General features: G+C 59.5%; 15 protein-coding genes and 1 riboswitch. Of the genes, 8 read left to right on the forward strand and 7 right to left on the reverse strand.

The window, feature by feature from the left end; genetic code table 11:
* Positions 1-136: 136 nt before the first annotated feature.
* Positions 137-895 carry a thiamine phosphate synthase gene (locus HMPREF3042_RS05130; protein ID WP_070856346.1) on the reverse strand — a complete coding sequence of 253 codons (759 nt, stop codon included), beginning with the start codon at positions 893-895 and terminating at the stop codon, positions 137-139.
* Positions 896-965: 70 nt separating this feature from the next.
* A riboswitch (TPP riboswitch) is annotated at positions 966-1,088 on the forward strand.
* 7 nt (positions 1,089-1,095) lie between these two features.
* Between HMPREF3042_RS05130 and thiO the strand changes: the two genes are divergently transcribed.
* Genes thiO through HMPREF3042_RS05150 form a run of 4 tightly spaced genes read left to right on the forward strand, consistent with a single transcriptional unit; the run spans position 1,096 to position 4,595 of the window.
* Complete coding sequence (gene thiO, locus HMPREF3042_RS05135; RefSeq protein ID WP_246822336.1) at positions 1,096-2,259, forward strand: glycine oxidase ThiO; 1,164 nt, start codon at positions 1,096-1,098, stop codon at positions 2,257-2,259.
* A 13-nt stretch (positions 2,260-2,272) separates the two neighbouring features.
* Positions 2,273-2,506, forward strand: a complete 234-nt coding sequence (thiS, locus tag HMPREF3042_RS05140) for a sulfur carrier protein ThiS (RefSeq protein ID WP_070856350.1) — start codon at positions 2,273-2,275, stop codon at positions 2,504-2,506.
* A gap of 2 nt (positions 2,507-2,508) precedes the next feature.
* Positions 2,509-3,393 carry a thiazole synthase gene (locus HMPREF3042_RS05145; RefSeq protein WP_070856352.1) on the forward strand — a complete coding sequence of 295 codons (885 nt, stop codon included), beginning with the start codon at positions 2,509-2,511 and terminating at the stop codon, positions 3,391-3,393.
* Entirely contained in the window at positions 3,393-4,595 is a 1,203-nt protein-coding gene (locus HMPREF3042_RS05150) for a ThiF family adenylyltransferase (protein ID WP_070856354.1), read from the forward strand. The genes HMPREF3042_RS05145 and HMPREF3042_RS05150 overlap by 1 nt, the downstream gene beginning before the upstream one ends.
* Before the next feature lie 36 nt (positions 4,596-4,631).
* Here the strand turns inward: HMPREF3042_RS05150 and HMPREF3042_RS05155 are convergent, their stop codons facing one another.
* The gene (locus HMPREF3042_RS05155; protein ID WP_070856355.1) at positions 4,632-6,218 is read right to left on the reverse strand and encodes an alkaline phosphatase D family protein; all 1,587 of its coding nucleotides are present in this window, start codon (positions 6,216-6,218) and stop codon (positions 4,632-4,634) included.
* Between the two features lie 208 nt (positions 6,219-6,426).
* Here HMPREF3042_RS05155 and HMPREF3042_RS05160 point away from each other — a divergent pair, with 208 nt between their 5' ends.
* Positions 6,427-8,238 (forward strand): BCCT family transporter, encoded by a 1,812-nt coding sequence (locus HMPREF3042_RS05160; RefSeq protein WP_070856357.1) that lies wholly within the window; start codon positions 6,427-6,429, stop codon positions 8,236-8,238.
* A gap of 210 nt (positions 8,239-8,448) precedes the next feature.
* On the opposite strand, the gene HMPREF3042_RS05165 is transcribed toward HMPREF3042_RS05160, so the two are convergent.
* The 5 genes from HMPREF3042_RS05165 to HMPREF3042_RS05185 all read right to left on the reverse strand — a co-directional run bounded on the left by HMPREF3042_RS05165 (position 8,449) and on the right by HMPREF3042_RS05185 (position 13,200).
* On the reverse strand, positions 8,449-9,387 hold the full coding sequence (locus HMPREF3042_RS05165) for an amino acid ABC transporter permease (RefSeq protein WP_070856398.1): 939 nt from the start codon (positions 9,385-9,387) through the stop codon (positions 8,449-8,451).
* Positions 9,387-10,073 carry an amino acid ABC transporter permease gene (locus HMPREF3042_RS05170; protein WP_048733083.1) on the reverse strand — a complete coding sequence of 229 codons (687 nt, stop codon included), beginning with the start codon at positions 10,071-10,073 and terminating at the stop codon, positions 9,387-9,389. Before HMPREF3042_RS05170 ends, HMPREF3042_RS05165 begins: the two co-directional genes overlap by 1 nt.
* 19 nt (positions 10,074-10,092) lie before the next feature.
* A complete protein-coding gene (locus tag HMPREF3042_RS05175) occupies positions 10,093-11,034 on the reverse strand; it encodes a glutamate ABC transporter substrate-binding protein (RefSeq protein ID WP_070856359.1) in 942 nt (313 codons plus the stop codon).
* Between the two features lie 15 nt (positions 11,035-11,049).
* Entirely contained in the window at positions 11,050-11,778 is a 729-nt protein-coding gene (locus HMPREF3042_RS05180; protein ID WP_070856361.1) for an amino acid ABC transporter ATP-binding protein, read from the reverse strand.
* Between the two features lie 135 nt (positions 11,779-11,913).
* Positions 11,914-13,200, reverse strand: coding sequence for an MFS transporter (locus HMPREF3042_RS05185; RefSeq protein WP_070856363.1), 1,287 nt, complete (start codon positions 13,198-13,200; stop codon positions 11,914-11,916).
* Between the two features lie 259 nt (positions 13,201-13,459).
* Between HMPREF3042_RS05185 and HMPREF3042_RS05190 the strand changes: the two genes are divergently transcribed.
* From HMPREF3042_RS05190 to HMPREF3042_RS05200, 3 genes are all read left to right on the forward strand, one after another.
* On the forward strand, positions 13,460-13,909 hold the full coding sequence (locus tag HMPREF3042_RS05190; protein ID WP_038626519.1) for a MarR family winged helix-turn-helix transcriptional regulator: 450 nt from the start codon (positions 13,460-13,462) through the stop codon (positions 13,907-13,909).
* 34 nt (positions 13,910-13,943) lie between these two features.
* Positions 13,944-15,374, forward strand: a complete 1,431-nt coding sequence (gene purB, locus HMPREF3042_RS05195; protein ID WP_070856365.1) for an adenylosuccinate lyase — start codon at positions 13,944-13,946, stop codon at positions 15,372-15,374.
* Between the two features lie 183 nt (positions 15,375-15,557).
* Complete coding sequence (locus HMPREF3042_RS05200; RefSeq protein WP_070856366.1) at positions 15,558-16,487, forward strand: alpha/beta fold hydrolase; 930 nt, start codon at positions 15,558-15,560, stop codon at positions 16,485-16,487.
* The last annotated feature ends 263 nt before the right edge of the window (positions 16,488-16,750 follow it).

Here is a 16,750-nt window from a genome sequence, read left to right on the forward strand (position 1 = left end):
TTTGTCATAAACGCAGTCACTAACTCGCATTGGGGCGAAGTAGGGCTAAATAGCAAATGGTGCCCACCCAGCGACACGCCGAACGGACACACTTTTTGTCTATTAACCCACACTTTTGCTACTTAACCCACGAAACTCAGCGACCGCCCGCAACCGCAGCGCGCAAAGCACGCGCTGCCTCTTCCGGATTTTCTGCCTCGGTCAGTGCGCGAACCACCACAATGCGTTCCGCACCAGCGGCGATAACTTCACCGGCGGTCTCGGCGTTGATACCGCCGATTGCCCACCATGGCTTGACGGGGTCACTTGCGCCGCGGTCGTGTGGGCGCACAATATCGGCCACGGAATCCTGGTGAGACTCCGCTGATCCCTGTGCTCGCACTCTCCGTACCAGTGCCGCAGCTTCACGGACCATCTCGACTCCGACAGGCTGGCGGTCGGGCTTCGTCGGGGTGGCATACACCGGGCCGATTACCGCGTAATCGATGCCATCGTCGGCAAGCGAGGCGGCGAACATGTCTAGATTTCGGTTGGATCGGCCGATGAGAACCTCGGGTCCAACGATCTGGCGGGCCTGCTCGGTCGTGAGGTCTTCCTGACCCACATGCAGGATGTCTGCGCCGGTCAGCGCGGCAATGTCGGCGCGGTCATTGACTGCGAAGAGCTTGCCGTGTTCAGCGGCGACCTCGGCGAGGGTCTCCACGGCGGCAATCTCGTCGCGAGTGTCGATTTTCTTGTCGCGCAGCTGGATGATGTCGGTGCCGCCTTCGTAACAGGCGTGCAGAAATTCGCGCAGATCACCGCGGGATGCGCGCGAGTCGGTGCAGAGGTACAAGCGGGCGTCGGCAAGCAGGGCGCGTCGTGTTGTGCGAGTGGCGGCAGATGAGGCGTTCATGTCCCCATGCTAGGCGAGGTTGAGGATGCGGTGTCGTGGCGGCCATCGGGAAGTCATATGATGGGGGAGTACCAATTTCCGCGGGAGCCGTGCCCGGTATCGATGAGACACCGCTGGCTGAGAGGGCGAGTAACGCCGACCGCTTTTACCTGATGCGGGTTATGCCGCCGGAGGGAGGAATGGCAGTGGATGCTGCCGCTATGGGTGCTGCCTCGATAGGTGAGGGTGGCACAGGGGATCCGTCGTCAAGCGTTGTTATCGCAGGCGCGGGCATTATTGGCTTGGCGACGGCATGGAGACTACTCCGCCAGGGATTCGATGTGACCGTCCTCGATGCCGAGCCCGTTTCCGGCGCAACTTTCGCCGCAGCTGGCATGCTGGCGCCGGTGGCCGAAGTTGTGTGGGATCAGCCGACGCTGTATCCGCTGATGGTGGAGTCGGGCAAGCTCTACCGCGACTTTGCTCAGAACATCGCTGAGGAATCAGGCCACGATGTCGGCTACATCGAAAACTCCACGTTCGTTTGTGCGGGTGATGCCGCCGACCGGCAGACACTCAGTGAGCTCGTTGAGCTGCAGCATGACATGGGCATGGAGATCAACCGCATCACCGCCACCGAGGCGCGCCGGGCAGAACCGGCACTGGGGCCGGGCTGTGTTGGTGCGGTGGATATTCCAGGCGATCACCAGGTCAATCCGCGTCTGCTCGCCGAGGCGTTGCTGAGCATTCTGGGAGACCGTGTCATCCGCACCCGCGCGCAAGAGGTTATCTACGCTTCCGACCGCGCCATCGGTCTGCGCGGTGCGGACGGAAATGATTACCTCGCCGATGAGGTCGTTCTGGCCGCGGGGTTGAACACTGCCGATATCACCGGTCTGCCGGAGAATCTGAATCTGCCACTGCGCCCGGTCTATGGGGATGTGCTGCGTCTGCGTGTACCGGAGCGCCTGCAGCCGCTGGTCACCCGCACTATTCGCGGTGTGGTTCAGGGGCGTCCGGTTTATATCGTCCCGCGTGCTGACGGCACCGTCGTGCTCGGCGCTACCTCGCGTGAAGATGACCTGACCGGCGTCTCCGCCGAAGGCGTCCACCAGCTACTCCGCGACGCATACCGCCTAGTGCCCGGCATTCTAGACTGCGAAATCTACGAGATGACCGCCCGCGCCCGGCCGGGTTCCCCGGACGATGTCCCCATGATTGGCCGCGTGGCTCCAGGACTGACCGTGTCCACCGGCTACTTCCGCCACGGCATTCTGCTTACGGCCATCGGTTCCAAGTTCACCGCCGATGTCGTCGCAGGTCGAGAAAATGATAACGACCCGGCGCTTCTTTCCGCCGTCAATCCATTCCGCTTCAGCGACTAGAGGAGGCTCGCTTATGTCCGCTACAACACTCAATGGCGAAGGCTACACACCGGCTGCGGGGGAGATGGTCGCAGATCTTGTCGCAAAGCACACGGGGCACGTGCTTAACGACGACGGCACTGCCGCGGACGGTACCCGCCTGGGGATTGCAGTAGCCGTGGATGGTGCGGTGATTCCGCGTGCCAAGTGGGCGACCACGCCCGTGGCAGGTGCAATCGACATCGTGACAGCAGTTCAGGGAGGCTAGAGATGACTGAGAAGTCCGCACAAGCAAATGTGTCCGCACAGGAAAACGAAACCGGGGCGGCGAGCGAACTGACGCGCGAACTTACACGGGAACCGCTGCGCATTGGCGGGTTGGAATTGAACTCCCGTCTGATTATGGGAACTGGCGGTGCGACCAGTATGGATACGCTGGAGCGCGCACTGGTGGCTTCGGGCACCGAGCTGACTACGGTGGCGATGCGCCGCTTTACGCCCGGCACGAAGCAGAGCGTTTTTGAGATTTTGCAGCGCAACAATATCGCGGCGCTGCCGAATACCGCGGGGTGCTATACCGCTCGTGACGCGGTGTTGACTGCGCAGTTGGCCCGCGAGGCGCTGGAGACCAACCTGCTGAAGCTCGAGGTCATCGCCGACGAGGACACTCTGCTGCCGGACCCGGTCGAGCTGGTCGCCGCTGCGGAGCAGCTGGTGGCTGACGACTTCGTGGTTTTCGCTTACACCAATGACGATCCGGCGCTGGCCAAGCGCCTGGAGGATCTGGGCTGTGCGGCGGTCATGCCGGCGGGCTCTCCGATTGGCACTGGCCTGGGAATTCTCAACCCACACAACATCGAGCTGATTGTTGACCGCGCGAATGTGCCCATCATTCTGGACGCGGGCATCGGCACCGCCTCCGAGGCAGCGCAGGCAATGGAGCTGGGCTGCGATGCGGTGCTGCTGGCATCCGCCGTGACGCGTGCGCATGATCCGGTGGGCATGGCCACGGCGATGCGCTTCGGCGTTGAAGCGGGTCTGACTGCTCGCGAGTCCGGTCGCATTCCACGCCGCCGACTGGCTCAGGCGAGCTCGTCGTTTGAGGGAATCATCACCGAGCGTGTCAGCGGCGCACGCGAGCAGGATTCCCTGTAATGGCTGAGCAGGGTGTCAATCTATCGGATCGCGACCTTCGCCGGTACGCGCGGCATCTAACATTGCCGGGCTTTGGCGCTGAGGGGCAGCGGATCTTGCGAGCCTCCCGCGTCCTCGTCATCGGAGCTGGTGGCTTGGGATCGCCTGCGCTGTTGTACCTGGCAGGTGCAGGGGTCGGACACATCACCATCATTGACGATGACGTGGTCGACGAGTCCAATCTGCAGCGCCAGGTTATTCACCGCGAGTCTGACATTGGTCGCCCGAAGGCCGAATCCGCCGCCGATGCCGTGCGGCGCCTCGACTCCGAGGCATCGGTGACCGCAATTGTCGACAGGTTGAGCGTCGACAATGCCGAGAAGCTCTTTGCCACTCACGATGTAGTGCTCGACGGCGCGGACAATTTCGCCACCCGCTATCTGTCTTCCGATGCTGCGGAGCTGACCGGAACCCCGCTGGTCTGGGCCACAATCCTGCAGTTCGCAGGGCAGCTGTCCGTCTTCTGGCCAGGCCACGGACCCATGCTTCGCGATCTCTACCCCGACATCCCCGACCCCGGCTCCGTGCCGTCGTGCGCCGCAGGTGGGGTCCTCGGCGCAATGGTCGGTCAGATTGGTTCCATGATGGTCGTCGAAGCAATCAAGGTGCTCACCGGTGTCGGCAAGGTCGGCGTTGGCAAGCTCGTGCTTATCGACGCTCTGGAGGCAACCACCCGCACACTGTCCTTTGCAGCCGACCCGGAGCGCGAACCCGTTTCCGACCTGACCGAAATTGCGCAAGTATGCGCAGCATCGTGGTCCGAGGATGAAGAGGACCCGGCGCAGAGCGTGCGCAGCATCGGTCCCAACATGGCGCACGAGCTTCTTGCCAGGGGAGTGCCTCTCATCGATGTACGTGAACCCGATGAGCACGCGGAGGCTGCCATTGCCGGATCGGTGCTTGTGCCACTCGGCGATATTCGCAGCCGTGGGTGGGCTGCTGTGAATGAGGCACTTGCGCAGGCTGACGGTGTCGCAACTGGGGCAGAGGGAGTTCTCATTCACTGCCACTCGGGGGCCCGCTCGCAACAGGCGATTGAGCTGCTGGCCAGCGATACCGAGGCTGATGGTGTCACGCCGGAGCTCATCAACCTGGACGGGGGCATTGTGGCCTGGCAGGCGGCGGGGCAGGAGACCGTCGTGAAGCGTGGCGGAACGCACTAATTAGTACCTGCCGCCACGCTCTGTTGAACAGCTTGCCTACGCCTGCGGCTTCAGCGTTGTCGACCACAATTCGGTGCCGCGGGTGGTGAGCAGACGGACAGTCATCTCGCGTGAGTCGCCGTCGATGTCGACTTCGCCGAAGTGCTGGAAATCCTGTGTGGGGTCGGCGTTGGCATTGTCTTTACCCGGTGCGTGGACGTATTCCACCTTCGGCCCGAAGGTCGAATCCATTTCGTTGGGGCCGAAAGCGCCTGCATGGAGCGGACCGGAGACGAATTCCCAGAAGGGTGCGAAGTCGGTGAATTGTGCGCGCTCCGGGCTGTAGTGGTGAGCTGCGGTGTAATGCACATCGGCGGTGAGCCAGACGACATTTGAAACATCTTTAATGGCACTGAGCAGGCGGGCGATTTCACGTTCACGTCCTGCAGGCGCACCGGAGGCACCATTGGATACGCTTTCTTGGTCACCATCGTCGCCGTCGGGGACGATGATTCCAAGCGGTAGGTCATTAGCAACAATCTTCCACGTCGCGCGGGAGTCCTTGAGGGAGTCGATTAACCAGGTGGTCTGCTTTTCGCCAAGGATTGGTTCTTCGGTTGTCGAGCGCGGATTGTTGGAAGTGTTTTCTCCCTTGTAGCTGCGCATATCCAGAATGAAGATGTCTAGTAATGGTCCATAGGAAACCTTTCGGTAGACGCGCCCATCTACAGCCATTTGCTGATCAATTGGCTGCCACTCATGGAATGCTTGGTAGGCGCGCTTGGCCAGAGTGTTGACATCGCGTTCGGTATAGCGATCATCGTCTAGGACTTCGTTGGGGTACCAGTTGTTGACTGTTTCGTGGTCATCCCACTGGACCAGCTGCGGAACCTGCGCATTGAAGGCCAAGTAGTTCTTGTCCATGAGGTTGTAGGAGTACTGGCCGCGATAATCCTCGAGGGTTTCAGCAACTTTGGATTTGGCTGTCGTGACATGGTTGCGCCACACAGTGCCGTCGGAAAGCGTGACGGATTCCTCCAGCGGACCGTCGGCGTAGCAGGTGTCGCCTGAGTGAATGAATAGGTCTGGATTGCGCTCCAGCATGGTGGAAAAGCCGGTGTAGCCACCGATCTCGTCGTTAATTCCCCAACCCTGTCCTGCGACATCGCCGGACCAGTGCAGGCGGATGTTGGATGCGCGGTTGGGGGTAGTACGGAAGGTGCCGATAACGGGATCAGAGCAGATTCCAGTATCTGCCTCTTCGAGCGTGACGCGGTAAAAGATTTCCTGTCCCGGCTCGAGACCGACGACACGTAGACGTCCGGTGCCGTCGGTGTCCGGAGTTAACAGAGAGTTGCTGCGGAATACCTTGGCATTCTGGAAGCTCTCAGTTGCAGCAGTTTCAACCACCATGCGGGCGGGACGGTCGGAGCGAGCCCAAATTAATGCACCGTCGCCGCGGATATCGCCACTTGCAACGCCGTGGGTGAGCTGTGGCCGAGAACGCAATAACCCTGGGGAGGCCAGTGACGGTGAACCCGGTGTAACTGAAGCGGCAGCTCCAGAGGCATGAGCGAGCGTGACTGAAGTAGCAAGTGCGGTGGATGCGCCTAAACGTAGAGCGCTGCGACGGGAAAGCTGCATGGAGTCGAACGATAGGTTTTCCACTTTGACGTTCAGTTAAACCAGCGTGAACTCGAAGGAAAAAGTCTCAATTACAGCACAAAGGCTTGGATATTGAGAATGGCTGGGTTTCTTTTTGTAACGTAGATAACTGACTTGGGAGGAATGTGTCTTCCGAGCTGTCTTTTAAAGACAGACAATCTAGAAGTGAAAGGCGCTGACCCCGACAATGGGATCTACACAAACGCCACAAGTAAACACGCAAGAAAAGAAGTCGGGTGGTTTTCTCAAGAACCTGCCGACCGATCCGTTGATCTTCACGACAGCGATGGGTTTCATTGTCCTCTTTGTGGCAGTGACCGTTGTGCTGGGGGATACCGCTCGGGATGCCTACTCGGCTGCTTCCGAATGGGTTACATCTAACCTGGGCTGGCTGTTCATCGGTGGTGTCTCGGTAAGCTTTATCTTCCTCATTGGCCTGTTCGTGTCCCGCTACGGACGCATTCAGCTTGGCGATGACGACGAAGAGCCCGAATACACCATCGCCGAGTGGTTCGGCATGCTCTTCGCTGGTGGTACTGGCTCCATGCTGATGTTCTGGGGTGTGGCCGAACCGCTTAATCACGCCTACAACCCGCCGTTCGGTCAAGATCCGATGACCCGCGAAGCTCAAAACACTGCGATGGCATTTACCATTTACCACCTGGGTATTCACATGTGGGTCATCATGGCGCTGCCGGGGCTCGCGCTGGGGTACTTCATTTACAAGCGTCACCTGCCGCCGCGCGTCTCCTCCATCTTCGCGCCGCTGCTCGGTGCCCGCATTTACTCATGGCCGGGCAAGCTTATCGACGCCGTCGCCATCATCGGTACGGTTGTCGGTATCGCGGTATCGGTGGGCATGGGTGCGCTGCAGATTAACTCCGGTGCTGCTCGTGTAATCGGTACCCCGGAAAACTCGATGGTGCAGCTCATTCTGATTGCCATCATTATTGTGATTGCCTCGATTTCCGTGGCTCGCGGGCTGGACAAGGGCATTAAGGTGTTGTCCAATGCCAATATTTGGGCCGCCATGGGATTGATGGTCTTCGTGCTGCTAATGGGCCCGACTTTGACGCTGCTGCGCCAGACCGTCGATACGGCGGGTGTCTACTTGGATGCGCTGCCGCGCGTCATGTTCTGGACTGACTCCTACGACGTCAACCCGAATTGGAAGCAGGGTGCCTGGACGGTCTTCTACTGGGCCTGGACAATCTGCTGGTCGCCATTTGTGGGCATGTTCATCGCGCGTATTTCCCGTGGACGTACAGTCCGCCAGTTCATTGCCGGTGTGATTGCACTGCCGACAATCGTGTCGATTCTGTGGTTCTCCATCTTCGGGCGTGCAGGTTTTGAGCTGGAAAACGAGCAGCCAGGAATTCTGACTGAACCAGTTGTCGAAGGCGGAGACCCCTCACCGGCACTCTTTATTCTGTTGGAGCAGTACCCGCTGACAACGCTTGTCAGCGTGTTTGCGCTCTTTGTAATCATGATTTTCTTCGTCACCTCTATCGACTCGGCTTCGATGGTCATGGACATGATGTCCACCGGTGAGGAAAACAAGGCTCCGACCTTCTACCGAGTCCTGTGGGGCATCATGATCGGTGCTGTGGCAGCTTCTCTGCTGCTGATTTCTGGTGAAACTGCACTGGAAGCGCTGCAATCCGCGGTGATTGTCATTGGTGTGCCGTTCTTCTTCCTCCACTTCATCATGATGTACTCCCTGGTCAAGGGCATGAGCGATGACCATATGGCCGTGCGCAAGCCGGTCACGCGACAGTGGAGCAAGACCGACACTCCGGAGAAGCTGGAGAAGCACGAAGCAGCGCCCGCGCCGGGCTACGACGAAGAGGGCAACGAACTCCCGCGCTTTGAATACACCCACGATGAAGACGGACGTTTGGTTATTCAGTCCGATGTGGTCGTTGAAGGTGAGTTTGAGTCTGGCGAAAAGTCGGAATCGGAGGGGCCAGAGGAGTCGGGGACCAAGTCTGAGCCGTAGGAGAGCGCGGTCGCAGTAGTGCCCGGCACTTGTGGCCACGCTATTCACCTATCGATGCACCGGAGCCTGTCCATCAGTGAGTAGCTCATCGATAGGAGCGAAGCAACGCCAACGAAGAAAACGCCGCCCGGCGGAAACCAAAAGTAGTTTCCGTGGGCGGCGTCGCTGTATTCGTCGTAAAGCGAATGCGGCGTAAAGCCGTGATCAGCTTTACTCGTGGGTGCCTCGGAGGTCCTTGTAGTCCTCGTCGTGCCAATCCACGTTGGCCTGGTCCTTGGTGGTGACACCGACGTCGGGCTGTTGCGGGACCTTTGCAATAATATTGCGTCGAGCGCGGCCGGCGCGGAGCTGGCTTTCGATGCGTTCGGCAAGGTTGGCCAGACCGAAGTTGATAGCAATCAGAATGATCGCCACGACGACCAGCGCTGGGATCATGGCGCCGTAGTACTCGCCAAGCTGGCGACCAGAGCGGACAACCTCGACGTAGCCAATCATGTAGCCCAGTGCGGAGTCCTTCAGTGCAATGACCATCTGCGAGATAATCGCCGGCAACATGGCGGCGACTGCCTGCGGCAGCAAAATGGTGACCATCGTCTGGCGGTGAGAAAGACCCAGCGCAATCGCGGCTTCTCGCTGGCCCTTTGGCAGCGACTCGATGCCGGAGCGCAGTGTCTCGCCAATCACAGATCCGTTGTACATGGTCAAACCGAACACAACAGCCGCAAAGCCGAGGTAGCTTGACGGGAACAGCTGCCAGATGGCGAACACCGAGTAGGCAAACAGCATGAGCACCAGCACCGGGATGGCGCGGAAGAACTCGACAATCACCGAGCACAGCCAGCGCACCGGCGCGACCGGGCTCAGCCTGCCGACGCCCAGGAGAGCGCCAACAACCAGTGCCAACACAATAGAGACGACAGCCGCGATAATGGTGCTGACCAGACCGGGCAGAATGTATGTGGTCCAGGTTGTGGATTCGAGGAAGAACGACCACTTATTGGCCTCGAACTGGCCCTTGTTGGCCAGGGTTATTCCCATCCACGCCAGGAGCGCAACCGCGATGGCGGCCACGATCCAGGTGAGAATTCGGTTGAAGCGCTGAGCCTTGGGGCCCGGCGCGTCATAAAGAACTGTTGCGCGAGTAGCCATTAGCGCTTCACCGCCCATCGCTTGCCAGCCCAGCCGAAGAACAGACCGGTCGGCAGAGTCAGAATAATAAAGCCGACAGCGATGATGCCGAAGATAATCAGGATATCGCTGGCGTAGTTTTCGGTCATGGTCTTCATCAGCAGCGACGCTTCAGCCACACCGATTACTGAGGCGATCGTGGTGTTCTTCGTCAGCGCAATCAGGGTGTTGCCAAGCGGCACGATAGCGCCACGGAATGCCTGCGGGAAGATGATGTAGCGGAAGCTCTGGCCGAAGCTTAGCCCCAGGGAGCGGGCGGCTTCTGCCTGCCCGAACGGAACGGTATTAATACCGGCGCGCAGGGACTCCGCGACGAAGCACGAGGTGTAGGCAACAAACGCCAGCACCGCGAGGCGGAAGTTCTGCTTGACAATAAAGGAGTCATTCTCCGCAGCCAGCAGCAGGCCCAAGTTGTAGTAGAGGCCCATCGAGGCCAGCAGCACAATCAACGTCAGCGGCGTATTGCGGACGATGTTGATGTACCAGGTCGACAGGGTACGCAGGATTCCCACGGGGCTCACACGCATAGCGGTGAGGAGCGTGCCAAAGATCAGGGAACCAATTGCCGAGGCAATCGTCAGTTTGATGGTCACCCAGAAAGCCGGAAGTAGTTCCGGCCCCATTTCACTCCATAGTTCTGGATTCATTGTTTGCTCGCACCCCTTCCTACTTCTTCTCTACGAACGACAAATCGCCGATTGCCGGCTTGTCGTCGAGCTCGAACTTGTCGCCCAAGTGCTTCTTCAGGATCTTCTGCAGTTCACCGGTGTCGTACAGCGATTCCAGCGCCTCGTTGATGGCCTCACGGCTAGCATCATCGCCCTTGGGCAGGCCGATGCCGTAGTACTCGTTGGTCCAGTAGGAACCATCCGGGTTACGCAGCTCAACCACGCGGAAGTCATCGCCGAAGCGTTTCTTGTAGCGCTGGGCGAAGCCCGCGAGAATAGTCGCATCGGTGGTCACAGCATCGACCACGCCCTGCTTCACACCTTCGGCGCATGCGGCGTAAGTATCGAACTCCTGCAGCTGCACCTCCGGCAGAGCGTCCTTGACCTTCTGCGCTGGGGTGGAACCGGAAACAGAGCACAGGCGAGTGCCCGGGGCGACGTCGTCAAGCCCCTGGATGCCCTCGGAACCGCGTACCAACAGTGCCTGGTGCGTGACCAGGTACGGGCCGGCGAAGTCAACCGCCGCCAGGCGGCCAGCGTTGATGGAGTAGGTGGCGGCGATCATGTTGACCTCGCCGTTGTTAATCAGTGTCTCGCGCTGAGCGGACGGGGTCTCGCGCCACTCCATCTCGGGCACGTCCCAACCGTTCTTGTTGGCGATGTACTCAATGACGTAGCGGGAGACATCAGTATCGACGCCCGCGAACTCGCGATCCGGGGTGCGCTCACCGAGACCCGGCTGGTCAAACTTCGTGCCCAACGTCACGTGTCCGGCCTCGATATCGGCCAGCAGGTTTCGGGGTCCGCCGCTACCGCAGGCTGCGAGGCTCATTGTCGTGGCAACAGCTACGACAGCCGCCGCAACTCGCTTGCCGACGACACCTCGGCGGCCCCGGTTGCGACTGTGTCCCTGGCCTCCTCGTAATAGTGAAAACTTCATGGTTACCAGCCTCGCCTAGTGCCCGACGATCTTGGCCAAGAAGTCCTTGGCGCGATCGCTCTGCGGGTTGGTGAAGAAGGTCTCCGGGTCGGTGTCTTCGACAATGGACCCCTCGGCCATGAACAGGATGCGGTCGGCCACGCGGCGGGCGAAACTCATCTCGTGGGTGACGCAGACCATGGTCATGCCGCCCTTGGCCAGGTCGGTCATGACATCGAGGACCTCGTTAATCATTTCTGGGTCGAGCGCGGAGGTGGGCTCGTCGAAAAGCATGACCTTCGGGTCCATGGCCAGGGCGCGGGCGATGGCGACGCGCTGCTGCTGGCCGCCGGAGAGCTGTGCCGGGTACTTGTCGGCCTGTTCCGCAATGCCGACACGGGCGAGCAGCTTGTTCGCACGCTCGCGGGCCTCGGCTTTGGAGATCTTGCGGACCTTCAGCGGGGCCAGCGTGACGTTGTCCCGAATGGTCATGTGGCTGAAGAGGTTGAACTGCTGGAAAACCATGCCAACCTCAGCCCGCAGACGGGTGAGTTCCTTGCCTTCTTCTGGGAGAAGCTTGCCGTTGATGCGAATTTCGCCGCTGTCGATGGTTTCCAGGCGGTTGATGGTTCGACACAGTGTGGATTTACCAGAGCCGGAGGGGCCGAGGATAACTACGACCTGACCAGCTGGGATTTCCAGGTTGATGTCGCGCAAAGCGTGGTAATCGCCGTAGTGCTTGTTCACCTCAGCAATCGAAATCATGCTCTGTGGTGTGGATGATTCAGTCATGGGGGAAAGTATAGGTGACTCACCGCACATAACCGCTATCGGTGTTCCTTGTCCGATATTCACCTGTGAAAAGTGACTGCACACCAATTAATAGTGGCTGCACACCAATTAGTTCTGAATATTTACGTGATGGCGCTGCGCAACAGGTTTGCGGCCATGTACGAACCAGTAGAAAACGGCCGCGAGAACCACTACAACCGCCAGGCCTGCGTACATCTTGTCGAAGCCAATCGTGGCAGCTACCGAGCCCAACACGATTGGGCCGAGGCCGATGCCTGCGTCGACGAGCAAGAGCAGCGTCGAGATACCCGTGCCCAACTTGTGCGCCGGCGCCAGGTGCACGGAGATGGTCTGGCACGCCGGCATCAGCGTGCCGTAGCCCAGGCCGCAGAGCGCGCCAGCGGCGATGACGTGCCAGTCAGCGGTTGCGAACGCCAGAACAAGCAGTGAGATGGTGAAGCACACCAGGCCGATGGCAATTACCGGGTTGTCGCCGCGGTGATCCTGTAGGCGTCCCAGCGAGAAGCGTGCTGCCATCATCGCCACCGCATAGGCGATGAAGAAGAAGCTGGCGCCCCTAGCCAGGCCGCTCAGCTGAGAGTATCGGTTCAAAAACGTAATCACGCCCGCATACGCCAGGCCGATGAGCAGCATGAACAGGCCGATCGGCACCACTCTCGGCGTCATGATGTCATCGAAGGAAAATGTGCGCTTCGTCTCGCTTGCCGACGAATCCTCGGTGGCCTCGGCCTTGGTTTCCGCAGTGGTGTGCCCGTTGTGTTGTGGCAGAACGAGTGCTAGCACCAGTCCGACAATGGACAGGCCGAGAGCTGTGGCAAAGAGGACGCTGTAGCCGACCGAGCCAATAAGGGCTAGGCCGAGAGCTGGGCCAATCGCGGTGGCCAGGGTGGTGCCGAGCGAGATGTAGCCAGTTCCCTCTGCGCGGCGCGAAGCCGGAATAGCGGTCTGGGCGGCGGCCATCACGGCGGTGGAAGCTAATGCGTAGGTCAGGCCGTGGATGATGCGGATTGCAATCAGGACCGGCAGGGATGCGGCCCAAATGTAGGCGGCACAGGCTGCCACGATGACAGCGAGCGAGCCAAGCATGATTCTGCGACCACCGAAGGTGTCCACCAAGTAGCCGGAAAAGAGACGCGCGATGGTGGCGCCGACCACGAAAGAACTGGCAGCGAAGCCGCCGGCGGCATCTGAGGCGGAGAAGCGCTGGACGGCGTAGAGCGCCATGACTGTGATTGAAAGGTAGAACACCAGGTACATGCTGAAGTTAATCAGCCAGCTGATGATGAACGCGGGGGAGAAGAGCTTGTCTTGCCCGTGCTGCTCGTCCTGCTCGTTCTGTCTGCGCCTGTTCTGCGTGGTCGTATGCGTTGTCATGCTGAAAATACGGTCTCTTTTCTCGTTTGAAAACGATCGTGGAATTAGTGCTGTGGTAAAACTGCTTCCCGGCATTTGTATCGTGCAAAAATGCAGTTAGGGGTCGAATTATAACAATTGGTTTGTATGATGCAAACGCGCTTTTTCGGCCTTAACCCCATCCGCGGCGCGCTAGAATAGGAGCTGTTCAGCAAACAGATACATCTCGCAGGCCCATTAAAGGGCCGACATATAGGCGACAAGAGGATTGACTGCCATCGTGCGAAACGACGACCTAGCCGCGCTCGTTTACGAGAACATGCTGCTATCCCGGGTGAGCTCCAGCGGCTACCGACCACATCGCAAGGACATCCTGTTGGATCGCTCCGCCGCAGCACTACTGGCACGACTGGAAGCGCAGCCGGATATGACGGTCGCCGAGCTTTCCGATGCGCTGGGGCTGGACATTTCTACGGTGCACCGCCAGCTGGCCGCCGCCATGCGGCAGGGGTATATCGCGAAGAGACCCGCGCCGTCGTCAAGCGCGAAGGTGCATAGCGCGACCGACAAGGGGCTAGAGCTGCTGCACCGGGAAATCGAGGCGCGTAAGAAAACCGTCGATGACATTACGCATGACTGGGAGGACTCGGAGCTCGTGGAGTTCGTGCGATTGATGCGCAAATTCAACGAAGGCGTGGAAGAAATGCGTGGTCATCCATGGCCTAGATAACCGCGGATGCCGTGGTCATGGAATACTTGAGGGCGTGGCTGAGAAAAAGAAGATTGCAAACGTCCTTGCTAACCGATACGCCTCTGCGACTCTGGCGGAGTTGTGGAGCCCTGAGTACAAGATCATCCTCGAGCGCAAGCTCTGGATTGCAGTTTTGAAGGCCCAGGTCGCCCGCGGAATTGAGGTTCCGGAGGGCACTATCGAGGCGTATGAGAAGGTCATCGACCAAGTTGACCTCGACTCCATTGCCGCCCGTGAGCGTATTACTCGCCACGATGTGAAGGCCCGCATTGAAGAGTTCTGTGAACTGGCTGGCACCGAGCACATTCACAAGGGAATGACCTCACGAGACCTGACCGAAAACGTCGAGCAGCTGCAGGTTCTGCAGTCGCTGAAGGTCGTGCGTGACAAGGCCGTTGCCGTTGCCGCCCGCACTGCTGAGAAGGCCTCCGAGTACCAGTCGCTGGTCATGGCGGGTCGTTCCCACAACGTCGCCGCGCAGGCAACGACTCTGGGCAAGCGCTTCGCCTCCGCTGCGGACGAGATGCTGCTGGGTATCGAGCGCGTAGAAGACCTGATCTCCCGCTACCCGCTGCGCGGCATCAAGGGCCCGATGGGCACCGCCCAGGACATGCTGGATCTGCTTGACGGTGACGAGTCCGCACTGGCCTCCCTGGAAAACGAAATCGCTGAAGGTCTCGGCTTCGACCGCGTCTTTGACTCCGTCGGTCAGGTTTACCCGCGCACCCTCGACTTCGACGCTCTGTCCGCGCTGGTCGAGCTCGGCGCAGGGCCGGCATCGCTGGCCACCACCATCCGCCTGATGGCCGGTAATGAGACCGTCACCGAGGGCTTCAAGGAAGGCCAGGTCGGCTCATCCGCCATGCCGCACAAGATGAACGCCCGCTCCTGTGAGCGCGTCCACGGTTTCCAGGTCATTCTGCGCGGCTACATGACCATGCTCTCCGAATACGCCGGTACTCAGTGGAACGAAGGCGACGTTTCCTGCTCCGTGGTCCGCCGCGTTGCGCTGCCGGATGCCTTCTTCGCCATGGACGGCATGTTCGAAACCTTCCTCACCGTCCTGTCCGAGTTCGGTGCATTCCCGGCCATGATCGACCGTGAGCTGGAGCGCTACCTGCCGTTCCTCGCCTCCACCAAGATCCTCATGGCAGCTGTCCGCGCTGGTATGGGCCGCGAGGAAGCCCACGAGATTATCAAGGAGCACGCCGTCGCCACCGCATTGGATATGCGCGAAAAGGGCGCCGAGCAGAATCTCACTGAACGTCTCGCTGCAGATGAGCGTTTCCCGCTGGATGCCGCAGGGCTTGCCGACGCTCTGGCAGACCGTCACGCGTTCATCGGTGCCGCAGAATCGCAGGTTGACCGTGTAGTTGCACGTGTGCAGGCTGTCGTGGACAAGTACCCAGAGGCCGCGGCTTACAAGCCGGGCGAGATTCTGTAGCTCCACGTGCGTCACGCGCGAATCGCGAAACGGGAAACGCGCAAACGTAAGTACCTTTGGAAAACTCTGTCACGTTGGTGGCAGAGTTTTTCTTCGTTTGTTGGCGAAACCACCAGTGAGCAGCCAAGTTCCTCGGTACGATGAGCGATAAGTATCGAAACCTCTACGCGAAAGGTGCCCGACGTGACATCGGCTGTTAGGACTTCGCTTTCTCGCCCAGGTGCCACATTGAATGTGCTGCGCTGGGTCCCAGAAAATGACAAGGGCGCGCCCATTACTCCTAAGGGAGTGGTGCAGATTGTCCACGGCATGGTCGAGTACGCCAACCGCTACGCTAAATTCGCCGAGTACCTCGTATCCCAGGGCTATGCCGTCGTCGCGCACGACCATCGCGGCCACGGTATGACCAAGACGGATGCTGGCATCCCGGGCTACTTCGCTGACTACGGTGGCTGGAATCTCATTCTCGAAGACCTCCACGCAGTGCGCCAGTACGTTGATGCAGAATTCCCAGGCAGCAAGCACTATATTCTCGGCCACTCTATGGGGTCGCTTCTGACTCGTAACTACATCGCCAAGTACGGCGAGGGGCTTACCGGCGTCATTATCATGGGCACCGTGTCGTGGCCAGGAGCTAAGGGCGATGTGGGAATGAAGGTTGCAAACCTGCTGGCTAAGATTCGTCCTACCGCGCCGGGCAAGCTTCTCAACACCCTCACCTTTGCTGATTACAACAAGGGCTTTGAGCGCCGCACTAAGTTTGATTGGCTCACCCGCGACCACAAGATTGTCGATGCTTATATTGCGGACGACAAGTGTGGTTTCGTTCCCACCAATGCCTTTTTCCGCGACCTTCTCGTCGGCACGCACTACGCGAATTCGTCTGAAGCCTATGAGAAAGCGCCTGATGATCTGCCACTTTTCGTGGTTTCCGGTGCCGTTGATCCGGCGGGTGGCGCTGGCTGTGTGACTGAGGTCGTGGGTAAATACCTGAACGCGGGGAAGAAGGACGTGCGCTTTAAGGTCTACCCGGATGGTCGCCATGAAATTCTCAACGAGTTGAATAAAGAAGAGGTCTACGCCGACATTTTGGCGTGGTTGGAGTCCCGCTAAGGGGAGCTGGTTAATAGGCGAAAAGTGTGTCCGCTCGGCGTGTCGACCGGCGTGTTGACCGGCGCGACAGCGGGTGGGCGCCTTCGATACTTACCTCAATGCGAGTTACTGACCGCGTTTATGTCAGCGACGGCGGGTCGATCCGAGTTACTGACTGCGTTTATGTCAGAAATGGCCCGAAAAATGGTCTGAGAGTGTCATAAACTCGCACAGTTTCACATTTGCAGCCCGTAATTTTTTGGTGTCTGCCCAGTCATTATCTT

The sequence above is a fragment of the Corynebacterium sp. HMSC074C05 genome (genome assembly GCF_001838325.1).
Taxonomy (GTDB): Bacteria; Actinomycetota; Actinomycetes; order Mycobacteriales; family Mycobacteriaceae; genus Corynebacterium; species Corynebacterium amycolatum.

Bases quoted from the DNA above. Each gene is read 5' to 3' on its own strand.
- thiS (WP_070856350.1), top strand. From the start codon at position 2,273: ATGTCCGCTACAACACTCAATGGCGAAGGCTACACACCGGCTGCGGGG.
- HMPREF3042_RS05165 (WP_070856398.1), bottom strand. From the start codon at position 9,387: ATGGCTACTCGCGCAACAGTTCTTTATGACGCGCCGGGCCCCAAGGCT.
- HMPREF3042_RS05185 (WP_070856363.1), bottom strand. From the start codon at position 13,200: ATGACAACGCATACGACCACGCAGAACAGGCGCAGACAGAACGAGCAG.
- HMPREF3042_RS05155 (WP_070856355.1), bottom strand. From the start codon at position 6,218: ATGCAGCTTTCCCGTCGCAGCGCTCTACGTTTAGGCGCATCCACCGCA.
- HMPREF3042_RS05160 (WP_070856357.1), top strand. From the start codon at position 6,427: ATGGGATCTACACAAACGCCACAAGTAAACACGCAAGAAAAGAAGTCG.
- HMPREF3042_RS05180 (WP_070856361.1), bottom strand. From the start codon at position 11,778: ATGATTTCGATTGCTGAGGTGAACAAGCACTACGGCGATTACCACGCT.
- HMPREF3042_RS05145 (WP_070856352.1), top strand. From the start codon at position 2,509: ATGACTGAGAAGTCCGCACAAGCAAATGTGTCCGCACAGGAAAACGAA.
- thiO (WP_246822336.1), top strand. From the start codon at position 1,096: ATGGGTGCTGCCTCGATAGGTGAGGGTGGCACAGGGGATCCGTCGTCA.
- HMPREF3042_RS05170 (WP_048733083.1), bottom strand. From the start codon at position 10,073: ATGAATCCAGAACTATGGAGTGAAATGGGGCCGGAACTACTTCCGGCT.
- HMPREF3042_RS05130 (WP_070856346.1), bottom strand. From the start codon at position 895: ATGAACGCCTCATCTGCCGCCACTCGCACAACACGACGCGCCCTGCTT.
- HMPREF3042_RS05175 (WP_070856359.1), bottom strand. From the start codon at position 11,034: ATGAAGTTTTCACTATTACGAGGAGGCCAGGGACACAGTCGCAACCGG.
- HMPREF3042_RS05150 (WP_070856354.1), top strand. From the start codon at position 3,393: ATGGCTGAGCAGGGTGTCAATCTATCGGATCGCGACCTTCGCCGGTAC.